This is a genomic window from Flavobacterium sp., assembly GCF_004211145.1.
GTDB lineage: Bacteria > Bacteroidota > Bacteroidia > Flavobacteriales > Flavobacteriaceae > Flavobacterium.
Genome location: NZ_SEBS01000009.1, coordinates 83394 through 98622, shown reverse-complemented (window position 1 = coordinate 98622; position 15229 = coordinate 83394). Strand labels below are relative to the sequence as shown.

Here is a 15229-nt window from a genome sequence, read left to right as displayed (position 1 = left end):
GCCCGCCAACTATTGGAATAATGAACTCAAAAACCGATAGGTTAGTGGCTCACTATGAATTTTCTTGTGGTTTTGCTGCTTCCGTTGTCAAGCTGAACGAAGTAGATTCCGTTGCTCAACTCTGAAGTATTGAACGTCAGTTTGTTTCCTGAAACTTCTGATGAAACACCGACGCGCTGTCCAAGTGAATTGAAAACCGTCGCCCTGAAATCTTCGATACCGTCGTATTGAACCACGAGTTCGTTGTTCGTCGGGACCGGATAGACACGAAGCTCGGTGGCCAACGCCACATCTTCCACGCCAAGCGCAGTTCCGACAGTGATCGTGTGTTTCAAATCGTTATAACCTGTAGCGTTTTCCCAAGTGGCATCGTTCGCCAAACGGATCGAATATTCGGGACGAGTGCTCAAAGCAGCCGCTGGATCGGGTAAATTCAAGTACATTTTATAAGCTCCCGCCGGAATGTTTGCCGGCAAAGTTAATGTCTGAGCCACGGTTTGAGTAGCGTTTGAAGCCCATAAACGCACATTCGTGGTCAACGGCAAGCTGAAAATCTGTCCTGAAACGGTATTCTTTAAAACAACGTAAGCCGTTCTCGGATTGTAAGGTGATGCGAATCCTGTATTCTTGACTTGGAACGAAAAGGCGAGATTGCCTCCGATGTTCGCAGCATTCGGATACGTTCCGTTCAACAATTCGAAGCGGTAACCCAATCTTCGTTCCATGTCGTCCAAACATGAATTCGCTTCGAAACCATCGATAACATCAGGATGATAATCGACATTCAGGTACGACCAGTGGAATTTCGCCATTTCTTCAAGCGCCTTTGCACAACCCGAACGAGGCTCGTTTACTTTGCAGGTTTCGCCTCCCATCGGAGTAAATTTCGTTTCCTGTTCAAGGTATGGATATTCGGTAGTGATATTCTCATACGTTCCGTAATCATCGGCGCTCGCGAGGAAACAATCGTTGTGGTGTCCGATTCTCGCAACCGGCAACGAAGCGTTGAAAGCTTGTGCTGCGGTAAGTGCGGCAGTCGTATTATAGGTGTTTCTCTTCAAAGACGGCGTCCTGATCTGTACCATTCGGCTCGTTGGGAGCGCTGCCAGAATCGCATCGACAACTTGTTTGCGGTTCGCATAATCGGCGGCGGTCGGTTCCATCCCGAAGTGATCGGTGTAATACCATTCGCCCCAAGCTCCGATGAACCCGGCTTGTACGACCGCGATGACGTCGGCATTCGTCTGCAACATCGATTGCAATTGGCTGATGTGCGAAAGGATTTGGGCTTTGCTCGCGTCTTGGGCGTTTCCATTGTCGTTGTCGTCAGAGTAGGCGAAACGCAAAATACATTTCATCCCGGCATTTCTGATCTTCGTGAAATCTGCCTGCATTGCCGTTAAATACGTAGAAGAAATCTGTCCGTCTACGAAATTCTCGAGGTAACAAACGCGCAAAATCAAAGTGTAGTAACTGCTCACGCGGTAATTCGTTAGCGTAGTCTGGTTAAGACTGCTGTAGGAATCGGAATGCGTTTCAGTGTGACGGTAAAATCCTCTTTCCGGATTCGAAAAGTTAGCGGTCGTCGGGCTGTACGATACAGTGGTGTTCTGTGCATTCCCGTAGATGGAAAGAAATGCACCCAAAAGAGCCAATAATTTCTTCATAATAGTAGGTTAAGATTTTTTTCTAAAAGCACTACGAATGCTTTGTGGATTAATATTATGTTTTGGGTATTAGGGCGTTTTGATTGACATTTTGATAAAAACGGGGCATCATTCTGTCATTGGTAAAGCTAAATTGCTAGCGGGATAAAAGTAGAAAAACGAATGTTAAAAAAACTAATTTAATCGATAAAGTGTAAAATTTAAGAATTTATGAAATTTAATTCTTACAAAAATACATAGTACTGTAAGAAATTATCCGACAAAACATGGTTTTGAGTTTTTAACAATTCCATACACAATTGTTCATAACTCAAAATTTTTGACAGAAAAGTAATAAATGTACTTAGTCGATAATAGAATGTAGTTCGTCGATTAATTAAAAACGGAATAAATAACCGTAAAAAATATGTTACAGTTAGACCGACGTAAATCCGCAGACGTATTTGATTTTTTTCTAATAGGTACAAAAAAACCGGAACAAGTCCGGTCTTTAAAAAACGATTTATATGTCAGCCCTTTAATTTTGATTTAGCTTCGCCGTTCACCGAATAAACCAAATATTTATGGTCGTTCGTCATTTGGACGACGAACATTGCGACATTGGTTCCGACGAGATAAATTTCAACCGACGTATCGCCGGAATTGAACTTCAGCACATCATTCTCATATAAGTAATACAAGTCGCCTTGATCTGTAGTCAATAAGTAACATGCGATTCCCGCGGCATCGTACGATTTGTAACCGTCTTTAAGTATCGGGACATCCTTATAATATTTGTGTACGAGCTGCAAAAAATCCTGGGACGAAAACGGAATCGTTTCTTTTTTTTGCGAAAACGCCAAAACTGGCAACGCTAAAAGCATTAAAAAAATGGTTTTCATAATTGTCGGGTTTGCTTGGATAAATGTATTCATTTAAACAGGTCTGATTTACAGTACTTAATAAAGTTATTTACCATGGGTTGTTGAAAACTGTAACGTATCGGATTGCAGATACAAACATGCAAGTTTACGAACTATAATTTATATTATGTAAAATAGAAAATTTGTAAGTTGGATTGTAATATCCTGTATTTTCAACCGCTACATTGACCGCTAACGCTGGCTTTCCCGAATCTACTAATCCTGTTTTCAGTTCTTCTTGGCATGTCGAATTCAAACAAAAATCCCATTAGAAACTTCTGATCCAAATCGTCCTAGAATCGTCTGTATAAAAATAATAATCCCATAGTCCAGAATATCGCCAAAAAAACGCATTTGGATTCTATGCGAATTTTACTCACAAAATCCTCAAAAATCGTCATTCTTACCATAATTATCTGTGCGACAATCCGATTCCAACTTGCACGAAATGCGTTTCGACTTGACCCGGCTTTACCTCAAACTTCCGTTAATTTCAGGCCTCAGCGCATTTGATTCCCGGCTTTAAATTCGTATTTTTAGGCTTTGATCCAAATCATGAGAAACAGTATAGCCGAACGTATCGCCGATTTCCTCAAAGACTTTCCGCCGTTCAACAAGCTTTCGTACGACGACCTGCTTAAAATCGCCACCGACATCCGCGTGGTCAGTCTTGAAAAGAATCAAACCTTATTTACCATAAACGATTCGTTGCATGACAGTTTTTATGTCGTGGCTTCGGGCGTGGTAAATTTGTCGGTGATCGCCGATGCCGAAGAATCGTTATTAAACAAATGTCTTCCCGGAGATATCTTCGGGTTGCGACCGTTCTTCGCCCGAAACAATTACATGATGACCGCGAAAGCCCGCGAAGAAAGCCTTGTCTATGCGATTCCGATTGCGACGTTCAGGCCTTTCGTCGCGCAGAATTCTGAAGTGCTGAACTTCCTGTTGGAAAGTTTCGCGACCAACAGCCGCAATCCCGCCGACCAGGAAACACGTGGCAAATTGTTGTCGGACGATGTAACGTACAGTTCGAAACAGCCTGAAATTCAGTTCTTCCAGTCGCTGAACTACAACAAGACGCCATTGAAAATCTCGACGGCTTCGCTCGTAAAAGATGTGGCGCAATTGATGACCGACAACCTGACCACGAGCGCAATCGTCGCACAGGGAAACCTGCCGATCGGAATCATTACCGACGGCGACATGCGAACCAAAATCGCAACCGGCCGTTTTCCCGTGACGATCGCCGCCGACCGAATCATGTCGTCGCCCGTGATCACTGTTCCCGAGAATGTTTCATTGGCCGAAGCCCAACTCCTTTTATTAAGGAATAACGTCACGCACCTTTGTGTCACGGTCGACGGTTCCGATAAGTCTGAAATTCGAGGCGTGATTTCCCAACACGACCTTATCGTCGCCCAGGCAAGTAATCCCGGCGTGCTAATCAAGGAAATCAAACGCGCACAAAATACGCGCGATCTGCGTCAGGTGCGCGACAAACTTACCGATTTGATCAGGACGTCGATCGCGAAGAACATTCCGCTCTCGCACGTGAACAACATCGCTTCTGAAATCAATATGGCGCTTATAAGACGATCGGTCGAGGTGTCGATTCTCGATTTGGGCTCGCCTCCTGCCCGTTTCGCTTGGTTCGCGATCGGAAGCCAAGGTCGGAAAGAACAACTATTGCTGACCGACCAGGACAACATGCTCGTATTTGAAGATGTAGCGCCCGAAAAATACAAGGACGTACGCGATTACTTCCTTAAACTCGCCAAGCGAACGGTCGCGATCCTCGAGAAAACGGGTTATCCGCCATGCCCGAACGGCCACAACGCCAGCAATATGCTGTGGTGTAAATCGCTGACAGATTGGGTGAAGCAATTCGAAAGCTGGATGAACACGCCCGGAGAAAAAAGCAACGAGATCAGCCCGATTTTCTTTGATTTCGACCTGGCTTTCGGCGAACCCAAACTCGAAGAAGCGCTGCTCGATACCATATATACGAACACGAAACGCAACTCCTTCTTCGATTATCTGGGCAACGATGCGCTGCGAAAGCCGCCGTCACTGAGTTTCTTCAAGAAATTCAACGTCGAGGAAGAAGGCGAAAACCGCAATAAATTCGACATAAAACTGCGTGGAATCATGCCGTTTACCGACGCTGCCCGATTGATCGCGCTCGGCCAGAACCTGCGCGGCGTAACAAATACGCACATGCGTTTCAAGCAGTTGGCGATGCTCGAACCAAAAAATTCCGAAGTATATCTCAATTGCGCCGAAGCCTGGCTCGTGCTTGAAAAATACCGGACGCTCGAAGGTTTGAAATACGACAATTCGGGCCGATACGTGAATCTCGATGATCTAACCAAGATCGATCGCGAGAAGATCAAGGCGGCACTCGAGAATTTCGAGGATCTAACAGAAATAATAAAAGGTAAATTCAGACTCACACAATTTTCGTAATGTTTGATTGGATTAAAAATATAAGTAAGGACTATCCTGAATTCTGGCGAAAATATCTCGCGAAATTCGAACACCGTTCAAAGCGTTTCGTCGCGATAAGCCTTGAAAGTTCGGGCACGAATCCCGAGCGTGACGTGATTTTCTCGTTCGGCGCTATCGGCGTTTTCAATGATAATGTCGTGATCGGCGACCAATTCGAAATCCTGATTCCGCAGTACAAATACCTGCATGACAACGAAATGTCAAATGAATTCATCATTGAAAGTAAACAGGATAAACTCACTGAACCCGAGGCGATTGAGGCGTTCGTGAATTTTATAGGGAACGCCGTTCTGGTCGGACATCGGATCCATCTCGAGGTCGACCTCATAAACGAAGCGCTCGAAAAAATGGGTTGCGGCCGATTGCGAAATGAAGCGCTTGACATCGAGATCATGCATAGAAAACTCAACGATATCACCGACAAGCAATTCTCGCTCGACGACCTCGCACGCCATTACAAAATCCCGGTTTCCGAAAGATTGTCGGCGATCGAGGACGCGTACATGATGGCCTTGCTTTTCGTAAAACTAAAACTGCGCCTCGGCATAAACTAAGACCATGTCAAACATCCAACTCATCATTGAGGAACGTCCCGCCGATATCGGGAATTTCCTCGTAGGCAGGCTCCTTCCATTTCGCGAAAAACGCATGGTCGGGCCGTTTGCATTCATCGACCACATGGGGCCGGCGAAACTCAGCGACCATCAGAATATGGACGTTCCGCCGCATCCGCATATCGGTTTGTCGACGTTGACCTATCTTTTCGAAGGTTCGATCATGCACAAAGACAGTTTGGGTAGCGAAGTTGAAATCCAGCCCGGGCAAGTGAATTGGATGACCGCCGGAAAAGGAATCGTGCATTCGGAACGCACGCCCGAGCATTTGCGCCATTCCGAAAAATTCCTGCACGGGCTGCAAATCTGGGTCGCGTTGCCCAAACATCTCGAACAAGGCGAAGCGTCTTTCCATCACGTCGAAGCCCAGGATATTCCGCATTGGGAAAATGATGGCGTACACTTCAGGCTCATCGCGGGTGAAGCGTTCGGAAAGAAGTCGGCGGTTCCCGTTTACAGCCCGTTGTATTTGCTCGAAATCAAATCGACATTCCCGAAAATTGTCAGCATCGGTAAAGATATGTTCGGCGAAAGCGGCATGTATATTCTCGAAGGAAATGTTTCATCGGACGGACACATCTTCGGTCCGAAACAACTTCTCGTAGCCAAAGACGCCCAATTGTGCGAATTCGAAATGGGCGAAGACACGACGGTTTACATTTTTGGAGGCGAACCGTTTCCTGAAGAACGGTTCATTTACTGGAATTTCGTCGCGTCTTCGAAAGAATTGATCGAGGAAGCCAAAATCCGCTGGACCAATCAGGAATTCGACAGAGTTCCCGGAGAAACTGAATTTGTTCCACTTCCACAACCACGATTTTAATGGCAGATACTACAACGATTATCGGACGCGAAAAATACAAGATGACGATCACATCATCACACGGAAACACCTTAATTTCTGACGAACCGCGCCATTTGGGCGGACAGGATTTGGGCTTCTCCCCTTTCGAATTGCTGGCTTCGGCATTGGGCGCATGCACGTCGGCCACGATGCGCATGTACGCCGATCGGAAAGGCTGGGATTTACAGGAAGTTTCGACACGCGTCAGTTTCGAACGGGACGACAAGGCCGACAAATCTTCGTTTATCCGATACATTGAAATGAAAGGAAATCTCGATCCCGACCAATGCGCGCGACTTCTTGAAATCGCCGAGAAATGTCCGGTTCATCGCACACTAACCGGGAAAATCGAAATTGAGACGATCGCCGATTAGTGCAAGACAAAACTCGAATCGCCCGTGATTACTAACCGTTGCAGGTATTTTTTTTTCGCCCGACATAAAAAACGGAAGGCCGTCGATTTTTTGGATCGCCGTTTTTTCGACCGACAAGATCCTTGAAAAATAACATTTGTCTGAAACCGCTATCGTATGTATTGAATCGTTTTGAATTTCCGTACGACTGAAAATCGCGGCATTCTCATAACGAACCGTACTTTCAGACTCAAGATTTTCACATACAAAATGCTGCGGATTGAACGCGCGGATCCCCGTCTGTCGGTTGAAGATTTTATAAGCCGCCTCTTTCCTGCTCCACAAATCCCAAACGGAAACGTCGGCATTCTGAGATGTTTTGATCAGATGAATTTCGGATTTCGAAAACAATTTTTCAAGAAAACCCTTGCGACGCCAATCGCTCTGAACCGCTGCGAGTTCCAAATCGATGACGTCGTTGCCTATCATTTTTCAGCGAGTTTGGCTTCGATGATTTCGAGGGACGCTTTCACGTTCAGCATTTTTTCCATCGACGCATTGTCGATAGTGATGTCGAACGCTTCTTCCACGTCGAGCGCAACGTCGACCAAATTGGCCGAATTGATCTGTAAATCTTTGATAAAATCAGTGTCTTCGTTGAGATTGTCGAAGGCTTCAATATTCTTGACGTAAGGTTTTACGATGGTTTTTAGTGTGGCGATGGTTTCGTCTCTGTTCATGGTTTGGGTTTTATTCACGCAAATAACGCCTAAATATAACACATCCGCTCACATCTCCAAAACCGAAACTCGCCTTGGCCACGACGTCAATCTGTTTCTCAACGAGTTGCGTCGGAATCTTTTTTCGTGCGACCAGATTTTCGATTTCAGGATGCAAATCCTCGCAGTTGATGTTCGGGAAGACGAAGTTGTGCTCGATCTGCAGGACCGCGGCGACGCTTTCCACGCTTCCGGCACCCGAAAGACAATGTCCGACGCTTGATTTAAGTGAATTTATGTATGGGAAATCGGCTCCGCTCCTGCCCAATGCTTTGGTCCAATTCTCGATTTCAAGCCCGTCTTTTGAAGTTGCGGTCAAATGCCCGTTTACGGTGTCGATGTCATTGGCCGAAATTCCCGAATTCCTGATCGCGTCCGAAATGCATTTCTGGACCGCGACCGGATTCGGAGCCGTCATCGTTCCTTCACCGCGTTGCCCGCCCGAATTTACGTTTCCGCCCAGAACTTCGGCGTATATTTTCGCACCTCGCTCGAGCGCCGATTCCAAATCCTCGAGCAACAACGCGCCCGCTCCCGCTCCGGGAACAAAACCCGAAGCCGTTTCGCTCATAGGTCTCGAACCTTTTTCAGGATCGTTGTTGTGTTTGAACGTACACACGCGCATCGCGTCGAAACCGCCCCAAATGTATGGTCCGGAATCGCTCGTGCTGCCTGCGATGATGCGTTTGGCCTGACCTGAGACGATTCGGTCGTAAGCGAGCATAATTGCTTCGGCTCCTGTCGTACACGCCGACGAATTCGTAGTGACGATATTTCCGAGCCCGAGTTTCCCGCCGATATAAGCGCTCACGCCACTCGCCATCGTTTGGGCGACCGACGTACTTCCGAGGCGGCGCGTCTGCAGATCGTCAATTTTGTAAATGCTTTCACGGAATTTTTCTATGCCCGACGTTCCGCTGCCGAAAATAGTTCCGCTGTCGAAATCAGGCTCGGTCGAATCCATCGGTAAGCCCGCGTCTTTCCAGGCGTCGATCGCCGAAATTACGCCATAGATGATTCCGTCGGCATTGAAATTTCGAAGTTCAAGTTCCGAAAAATAGTTGCGTTTGAGTTCTTCGGAAATTTGCGGTTTGGCCGAAATCTGACAAGAGAATTGCAGATCGGCCAATTGCTGATCGAATCGCACCCCTGATTTTCCCGATTTTAAAGCATCGAGGAATTCAGAAATTCCGACACCGTTCGGCGCGGCGACGCCCAATCCTGTTATGACGACTCTTTTTTTCATCTTTTGTTGGTGATCATTCCTGCGATCGTGCCTGAACAGACGGTTTCGCCTTTTTCATTTTTCATATCGACTTCACATTTGAGTTTCCCGAAACGGAAGTATTTCTTGGTTGAAGTTACGGTTACTTTCTCGTTCGGAAAAACGGGTTTCAAAAATTCGATTTCGGTTGACGTCAAGCCGATTGCGATTCGTGAATTGAATTCGTCATCCAATAGAAAAATCCCGAGGCAAACCAACCCGATCTGCGCCATGCATTCGGTAAGGATTACGCCCGGCGTTATCGGATTGTCTTTGAAATGCCCTTTATAGAAATCGAGATTGTCATCAAAACGAAATGTTCCTTTCGCGCCATTTTCGTCCACTTCGAGAAGTTCATCCACGAAAAGGAACGGCTTCGAATACGGCAATCTCGTTAGTATTTGGTCCGATGTCATCATTGTAAATGCTCGCCTCCGTTCACTGGAATTATCGCTCCGTTGATCCACGCGGCCTCGTCCTTGCAGAGCAAATACACGACATTTGCGACATCTTCAGGCGTGGTCAATCGCCTGAACGGATTGCGCGAGATCGAACCGTCTTTCAATTGTTCGTGTTTCGGGATCATGCGTAAGGCCGCTGTGTCGGTCACGCCGGCCTGGATGCAGTTCGATCGGATGCCGAAGGGTGCGAATTCGAGCGCAATACTTCTCGAGATCGCTTCAAGGGCCGCTTTCGCCGCTGAAACCGCCGCGTAGTTTTTCCACGCCTTTGAACTTCCCTCGCTTGTGAACGCAAGGATACGCGCATCGTCGGCAAACAGCGACGTGTTGAAAAGCAGTTTCGTCCAATCGTATAAGCTCACGGCCATCGCGTCCAGTGTCGTCCGGAAATCATCATTGGAAAGACTTTCGTTTTCGGCCATCGGTTTTAAATTTCCTTTAGCGATGCTGTGTAAAAGGCAGCGGATTTTTCCGTTTCCGATCGTCGACCTCAATTTCGAAAGCACTTCGATCTGCTTGTCGGTGTTCATCGCATCGCAATTGAACTCAACGAATTCGACGCCTGTTTTTCGGATTTCATAAAAATGTGATTCGACGGTTTGGCTTTCAGAACGCGGGCTGCGATAAATCACGCAGATGTTCATGCCGTGAGCCGCGAGTTTCTTCGCCGACGCCAATCCCAATCCGCTGCTGCCGCCCAAAATGACCGCCCAGTACTTTTTGTTATCGAAATCGCCCATTAGAATCGAAGTAAAACACGTTGGGCCGAGAATCCGGGGCCGAAACTCAGCATCAAGCCTGTCTCTCCGGGTTTTGGTTTTTCGTCCATGATTTCCTCGAGTACATACAAAACCGTCGCGCTCGACATATTGCCGTAATTGCGCAGGATCGCTTTGGTCATGTCGATATTCTTGCCCAATCCCGCGAACAAATCTTCGACGGTCTGGATGATCTTCCGTCCGCCGGGATGGAAAATCAAATGGTCGATATCATCGATCTTGAGTCCTTGTTTTTCGAGGAACGGATGCACGATTTTCGGGAAATGGGCCGCGATCGTATCGGGAACTTCCACATCGAGGATCATCTGCAGTCCTGAATTGGTGAGCTTGAAACCCATCATGTGTTCGTTGTCATAGAAGTGGTACATTTCTTCGGCGACCACTTCCGGACCTTCGGCATCTTCCTCGGACGACAATAAAACGCAGGCCGCGCCATCGCCGAAAATCGCGGCGCTCACGATGTTGGGCATCGAATAATCTTCGAGTTGGAACGTCGCCGTCGGGCTTTCGACCGCTAGCACCGCGCAACGTTTTCCCGGATTCGCTTTCAGAAAATTCTTTGCGTAGATGATGCCCGAAATTCCGGCCGCACAACCCATTTCGGTCACAGGCAGACGCACGATATCCTGTCGCAACCCGATCAAGTTTACCAGGTACGCATCTAGCGACGGGATCATGATTCCCGTACAACTTACGGTGATTATGAAATCGAGCGACAACGGATCCCAAGCGGCTTTGTGCAACGCCTTGCGCAATACTTTCTCACCGAGATCGATGACTTCACGGGTGTAGATGTCGTTTTTTTCCTCGAACGAAGTAGCCGTGAAAACTTCCACGGGTTCCATGATCGAATAGCGTTTGTCGACCGCCGCGCCTTCAAAGATTTTCTTGACTTTCCGAACGAAACGCTCGTCCTGGCCGTTAAGCCAATTATCCAGGAAGTCAATGATTTCAGGGGTTTCTTTGCTGTAATTGGGTAATTCTTTGGCTACTGTCTTGATTCGTACACTCATAGAGTCGATATGATCCATTGGTAGCGGAATGCCCATTTCCAACGGATGCTGTATTTATTGAAGTTTAGTTTTTTTGAGAATTTGCGCAGTTCGCTTTTCTTGAAACCGCGTAGGATGGAAATCAATCCATCGTTTTTTGGCATCGCGCCGAGTCCGAAAACGAAACAGACCAGTTGGAACAGACGATACGCGATCGCACTGCGGTGCAAGTCATTTATCACGATCCCAATCGACGACTGTCTATTGAATTTACGCAGCAAATCCTCGATTTCCTCATCTGAAAAATGATGCAAGGTCAACGTGCAGACGATAACATCACATTCAATTTGTTCGAATTCGTCGTCGAAAATATTTTCGCAAGCGTAGGCGATATCGGGATAATGTTTGGAAAGACCTTCGGCGTGTTTGATGGTGTCGAAATTCGCATCGATTCCGACGAGCGAGAAATTCCGTCCCGATTTGTCGCCATAATCGGCGATGTCGCGCAACATGTCTCCATTTCCACAACCGACATCCATGATCCGGACGCGTTTGTCAAGCGGAACATTCTTGATTAATTTTTTGATTCCTTCGAGCGTGAGTCGGTTGCCGCCCAACGTTCGGTTTAGGCCCGCAATCTTGTCGAGCGTGTCGCGCAATTGTTTTCCTTGCATCGACAAATCGTCCATGATTTCAGGCATTTCGCTGCGGTATGTGGTATCTACTGTCAGGTTCATGCTGCTATTTTCAAAGGTTTGCCATGTGTCATTTTTATGATTTCAGGGAGCAGCGACGGGAAGAACAAAAGCGTCCGAAGCAAAATGTGCGACAGGGTTTGTTGTTGCAACGCCGAAGCCAGTAATCGTCCGGTTTTCAATCGTCGGCTGAAATTATCATTCCAAATTCTAGTGTAATTTTCTTCTAATTTTTCTCTCGTGATCTCATCCGACAGGAAATCGGATAAACATTCCGACGCCAACTTCGCGCTGTGGATCGCCATCGCCATTCCATTTCCGCACAACGGATGTATCAAACCCGCCGTATCGCCGATCATCAGGACGTGTTTCTCGATCGGCTCTTTTTTCTCGAACGAGATCTGGCTGATCGTGAGCGGCTGATCGAACAACGGCACGCAATTGTCGAAAATTTCGTTGAGTCGCGGATTCTCACAGACAACGGCCGCCTGATATTCTTCGATATTCCTATATTTTTTGAACGACTCGAAATCGGCGAGATAACATACGTTTATGTTGCCGTTCTCGACTTTTGAAACGCCGCAATAACCGCCGTTGAAATTGTGCAGCCCGACGAGATTATCCGGAAAATCTCCCGAATAATGGGCTTTCACGGCAAGCCAAGGCGATTTTTTCGCGATGAATTCCCGATCGAGCTTCTGGTCGATGTTCGATCGTTTTCCGTGCGCTCCGATCACGACCCTGGCTTTGAGTTTCGTATCGTTTGAAAGTGTCACGGTAAATTGGTCGTTGTCGAACGAAATGTCTGAAACTGTCTCGCGAATCACGGCGCAACCGTTGTTCACGGCGTGTTTATAAAGGAAATTGTCAAGCGCGTATCGGCTGATCCCGAAACCTCCGAGCGGCAAATCGCAATGGATTTCCTTGCCGTCGACGGTTGAGAACGACGCCTTTGTGATTTGCGCGGGATCGAGTTCCATCGGGTTCACGCCCAACCATTTTAGATATGGCAACACTTCGTTCGAAATGTATTCGCCGCAGACCTTGTGTTTCGGGTATTCCTGCTTTTCAACGAGCGTCACATCGGTTCCAATTTTGGAAAGATGAATGGCGGCCGTGAGTCCGGCGAGCCCGCCTCCGATGATGATAACGCGATTGTTCAGCATAGGGGCTAATTTAACAATTTCGGTCGACGTCGGTTTATAAATGCGGGGTAAATATTTACAGGATTTACAGGAAAGTGTTGTAACAAAATTATTGGATCACGGTCGCTACGTTTGGTTTTGAACGAAAAAAAATAGCCACAGACTCACGGATTTTTTATAGCGGTTATCGGAATGATCGGTTTAAAAATCTGTAAATCTGTGGCTAAAAATATCTTCATTCAAGAAAGAGATGTTGGCAATTGACTATTCGACCCGCCCGGCCTGGATTTCCTCAACGATCTCAGGATTCAGCAAGGTCGAAGTATCTCCGAAGTTACTAAAATCTCCCTCGGCGATCTTCCTCAAAATACGTCTCATGATCTTACCCGAACGCGTCTTTGGCAAGCCCGAAACGAACTGGATCTTATCGAGTTTCGCGATCGGGCCGACCTGATCTGAAATCAATTTGTTGATCTCGTTCCTAAGGTTTTTCTGGTCGCGTGTCTCGCCGTGTTCTTTCAAGATGATAAAACCGTACAATGCATTTCCTTTGATGTCATGCGGGAACCCGACGATCGCGCTCTCGGCGACCGCTTGGTGTTCGTTGATCGCATCTTCGATCGGAGCGGTTCCGAGGTTATGTCCCGAAACGATGATCACGTCATCGACGCGGCCCGTAATCCTGTAATAGCCGACTTCGTCACGCAGCGCGCCGTCGCCCGAGAAATATTTACCCGGGAACGTCGAGAAATAGGTGTCCTTGTAACGTTGGTGATCGCCCCAGATCGTGCGTGCGATTCCAGGCCACGGAAACTTGATGCACAAGCTTCCGACGACTTGATTGCCTTCGATCTCGTTGCGTTTCTCGTCCATCAAAACGGGTTGGATTCCCGGTAACGGCAAAGTTGCGTAGGTTGGTTTCGTCGGAGTTACGAAAGGAACGGGCGAAATCATGATGCCGCCCGTTTCAGTTTGCCACCACGTATCCACGAGCGGGCATCGCTTCCCTCCTACGTGGTCGTTATACCAATTCCAGGCTTCCTCGTTGATGGGTTCGCCCACCGATCCGATGACTTTCAACGACGTAAGCGGATGTCCTTGCACGAAATCGATGCTTTCTTTTGCGAGGGATCGGATCGCAGTCGGAGCCGTGTAAAATTGATTGACCTTGTGTTTTTCGATGACTTCCCAGAATCGGCTGAAATCGGGATACGACGGAACGCCTTCGAAAATCACAGTTGTTGCGCCATTCAAAAGCGGCCCGTATAAAATGTAGGAATGTCCCGTGATCCAACCGATGTCGGCCGTACACCAATACACGTCGTTTTCCTCGTATGCGAAAACATTTTTGAACGTGTACGCCGAATACACCATGTAACCCGCGGTCGTGTGCAACATTCCCTTTGGTTTTCCGGTCGAACCCGACGTATATAAGATGAACAACGGATCCTCGGCGTCCATGATTTCAGCGACGTTGTTGTCTGACGCTTCGTCGAGCAACGGTTGCAGCCACATATCGCGGCCGTATGTCATTTCAATTTTCTCGTTCGTGCGTTTCGCGACAAGCACTTTGTGAACGCCCGGACAGGTTTGCAGCGCTTCGTCGATGATTCCTTTGAGGTCGATGGTTTTGTTGCCGCGGAAACCACCGTCGGATGTGATCACCATTTTCGCGTCGCAATCGTTGATACGGGTCGCAACCGCAGCGGCTGAAAATCCCGCGAATACGACCGAATGTATCGCCCCGATTCGCGCGCACGCCAAAACCGAAACCGCCAATTCAGGAATCATCGGCAAGTAGATGCAAACGCGATCGCCTTTTTCTACGCCTTGTTCGCGCAACACGTTCGCCATTTTACAGACGCGTTGGTGCAGATCGTTATACGTTATATGTTGTGCTTCTTCTTTCGGGTCGTTCGGTTCAAAGATGATCGCGGTCTTGTTGCCTCGGCGCGCCAGATGACGGTCGACGCAATTCTTGACGATGTTTACTTTTGCGCCCGTGAACCATTTGATGTCGGCTTCGGCCATGTCGAATTCCATGACTTTGTCCCACATTTGGTACCATGTGAAGTTCTCTTCGGCAATCTTTCCCCAGAATTTGCGCGGTTCACGGATCGATTTGTTATAGTGCTTGAAATATTGTTCGAGATTGCTGATTTTGTAATAACTCATGCGTTTAATTTTTGATAACCAATTTTAATTTGGAAATGTTTTTTGTAA

The 15229-nt window shown here is 47.4% G+C and carries 15 protein-coding genes; 4 read left to right on the top strand and 11 right to left on the bottom strand.

The genetic code is table 11. The features are described 5' to 3' along the window. Positions 1-41: 41 nt before the first annotated feature. Together EOO50_RS06340 and EOO50_RS06335 are read right to left on the bottom strand one after the other, a co-directional pair. Positions 42-1667, bottom strand: coding sequence for a DUF4832 domain-containing protein (locus EOO50_RS06340; RefSeq protein WP_290838702.1), 1626 nt, complete (start codon positions 1665-1667; stop codon positions 42-44). A 509-nt stretch (positions 1668-2176) separates the two neighbouring features. Next, positions 2177-2548: a hypothetical protein gene (locus EOO50_RS06335; protein WP_290838701.1), complete on the bottom strand. Its 372-nt coding sequence runs from the start codon at positions 2546-2548 to the stop codon at positions 2177-2179. A gap of 576 nt (positions 2549-3124) precedes the next feature. Here EOO50_RS06335 and EOO50_RS06330 point away from each other — a divergent pair. The 4 genes from EOO50_RS06330 to EOO50_RS06315 are packed head-to-tail and all read left to right on the top strand — an operon-like array spanning position 3125 to position 6912. Further along, positions 3125-5038 (top strand): DUF294 nucleotidyltransferase-like domain-containing protein, encoded by a 1914-nt coding sequence (locus EOO50_RS06330; protein WP_290838699.1) that lies wholly within the window; start codon positions 3125-3127, stop codon positions 5036-5038. After that, positions 5038-5634, top strand: coding sequence for a 3'-5' exonuclease (locus tag EOO50_RS06325; protein WP_290838698.1), 597 nt, complete (start codon positions 5038-5040; stop codon positions 5632-5634). Before EOO50_RS06330 ends, EOO50_RS06325 begins: the two co-directional genes overlap by 1 nt. A gap of 4 nt (positions 5635-5638) precedes the next feature. Next, positions 5639-6517, top strand: a complete 879-nt coding sequence (locus tag EOO50_RS06320) for a pirin family protein (RefSeq protein ID WP_290838697.1) — start codon at positions 5639-5641, stop codon at positions 6515-6517. Then, a complete protein-coding gene (locus tag EOO50_RS06315) occupies positions 6517-6912 on the top strand; it encodes an OsmC family protein (protein ID WP_290838695.1) in 396 nt (131 codons plus the stop codon). The genes EOO50_RS06320 and EOO50_RS06315 overlap by 1 nt, the downstream gene beginning before the upstream one ends. Here the strand turns inward: EOO50_RS06315 and EOO50_RS06310 are convergent. The 9 genes from EOO50_RS06310 to acs form a co-directional block, all read right to left on the bottom strand. Then, positions 6874-7380: a 4'-phosphopantetheinyl transferase superfamily protein gene (locus EOO50_RS06310; RefSeq protein ID WP_290838694.1), complete on the bottom strand. Its 507-nt coding sequence runs from the start codon at positions 7378-7380 to the stop codon at positions 6874-6876. The two genes, EOO50_RS06315 and EOO50_RS06310, sit on opposite strands and share 39 nt — an antisense overlap. Continuing rightward, a complete protein-coding gene (locus EOO50_RS06305; RefSeq protein WP_290838692.1) occupies positions 7377-7631 on the bottom strand; it encodes an acyl carrier protein in 255 nt (84 codons plus the stop codon). Before EOO50_RS06305 ends, EOO50_RS06310 begins: the two co-directional genes overlap by 4 nt. A 10-nt stretch (positions 7632-7641) precedes the next feature. Continuing rightward, positions 7642-8916, bottom strand: a complete 1275-nt coding sequence (locus tag EOO50_RS06300; protein WP_290838691.1) for a beta-ketoacyl-[acyl-carrier-protein] synthase family protein — start codon at positions 8914-8916, stop codon at positions 7642-7644. Then, positions 8913-9350: a 3-hydroxyacyl-ACP dehydratase FabZ family protein gene (locus EOO50_RS06295; protein WP_290838735.1), complete on the bottom strand. Its 438-nt coding sequence runs from the start codon at positions 9348-9350 to the stop codon at positions 8913-8915. Before EOO50_RS06295 ends, EOO50_RS06300 begins: the two co-directional genes overlap by 4 nt. After that, complete coding sequence (locus EOO50_RS06290) at positions 9350-10135, bottom strand: SDR family oxidoreductase (RefSeq protein WP_290838690.1); 786 nt, start codon at positions 10133-10135, stop codon at positions 9350-9352. Before EOO50_RS06290 ends, EOO50_RS06295 begins: the two co-directional genes overlap by 1 nt. Beyond that, positions 10135-11187 (bottom strand): 3-oxoacyl-[acyl-carrier-protein] synthase III C-terminal domain-containing protein, encoded by a 1053-nt coding sequence (locus EOO50_RS06285; RefSeq protein ID WP_290838689.1) that lies wholly within the window; start codon positions 11185-11187, stop codon positions 10135-10137. Before EOO50_RS06285 ends, EOO50_RS06290 begins: the two co-directional genes overlap by 1 nt. After that, entirely contained in the window at positions 11184-11903 is a 720-nt protein-coding gene (locus tag EOO50_RS06280) for a methyltransferase domain-containing protein (RefSeq protein WP_363331725.1), read from the bottom strand. The genes EOO50_RS06285 and EOO50_RS06280 overlap by 4 nt, the downstream gene beginning before the upstream one ends. Then, positions 11900-13045 (bottom strand): NAD(P)/FAD-dependent oxidoreductase, encoded by a 1146-nt coding sequence (locus tag EOO50_RS06275; RefSeq protein ID WP_290838732.1) that lies wholly within the window; start codon positions 13043-13045, stop codon positions 11900-11902. The genes EOO50_RS06280 and EOO50_RS06275 overlap by 4 nt, the downstream gene beginning before the upstream one ends. Before the next feature lie 225 nt (positions 13046-13270). Continuing rightward, the gene (gene acs / locus EOO50_RS06270; protein WP_290838688.1) at positions 13271-15181 is read right to left on the bottom strand and encodes an acetate--CoA ligase; all 1911 of its coding nucleotides are present in this window, start codon (positions 15179-15181) and stop codon (positions 13271-13273) included. Positions 15182-15229: the final 48 nt, after the last annotated feature.

What these genes read in the sequence shown, in the direction of transcription:
- EOO50_RS06335 (WP_290838701.1), bottom strand. Translation starts at nt 2,548, where the DNA reads ATGAAAACCATTTTTTTAATGCTTTTAGCGTTGCCAGTTTTGGCGTTT.
- EOO50_RS06330 (WP_290838699.1), top strand. Translation starts at nt 3,125, where the DNA reads ATGAGAAACAGTATAGCCGAACGTATCGCCGATTTCCTCAAAGACTTT.
- EOO50_RS06315 (WP_290838695.1), top strand. Translation starts at nt 6,517, where the DNA reads ATGGCAGATACTACAACGATTATCGGACGCGAAAAATACAAGATGACG.
- EOO50_RS06310 (WP_290838694.1), bottom strand. Translation starts at nt 7,380, where the DNA reads ATGATAGGCAACGACGTCATCGATTTGGAACTCGCAGCGGTTCAGAGC.
- EOO50_RS06320 (WP_290838697.1), top strand. Translation starts at nt 5,639, where the DNA reads ATGTCAAACATCCAACTCATCATTGAGGAACGTCCCGCCGATATCGGG.
- EOO50_RS06295 (WP_290838735.1), bottom strand. Translation starts at nt 9,350, where the DNA reads ATGACATCGGACCAAATACTAACGAGATTGCCGTATTCGAAGCCGTTC.
- acs (WP_290838688.1), bottom strand. Translation starts at nt 15,181, where the DNA reads ATGAGTTATTACAAAATCAGCAATCTCGAACAATATTTCAAGCACTAT.
- EOO50_RS06280 (WP_363331725.1), bottom strand. Translation starts at nt 11,903, where the DNA reads ATGAACCTGACAGTAGATACCACATACCGCAGCGAAATGCCTGAAATC.
- EOO50_RS06340 (WP_290838702.1), bottom strand. Translation starts at nt 1,667, where the DNA reads ATGAAGAAATTATTGGCTCTTTTGGGTGCATTTCTTTCCATCTACGGG.
- EOO50_RS06305 (WP_290838692.1), bottom strand. Translation starts at nt 7,631, where the DNA reads ATGAACAGAGACGAAACCATCGCCACACTAAAAACCATCGTAAAACCT.
- EOO50_RS06300 (WP_290838691.1), bottom strand. Translation starts at nt 8,916, where the DNA reads ATGAAAAAAAGAGTCGTCATAACAGGATTGGGCGTCGCCGCGCCGAAC.
- EOO50_RS06285 (WP_290838689.1), bottom strand. Translation starts at nt 11,187, where the DNA reads ATGAGTGTACGAATCAAGACAGTAGCCAAAGAATTACCCAATTACAGC.
- EOO50_RS06290 (WP_290838690.1), bottom strand. Translation starts at nt 10,135, where the DNA reads ATGGGCGATTTCGATAACAAAAAGTACTGGGCGGTCATTTTGGGCGGC.
- EOO50_RS06325 (WP_290838698.1), top strand. Translation starts at nt 5,038, where the DNA reads ATGTTTGATTGGATTAAAAATATAAGTAAGGACTATCCTGAATTCTGG.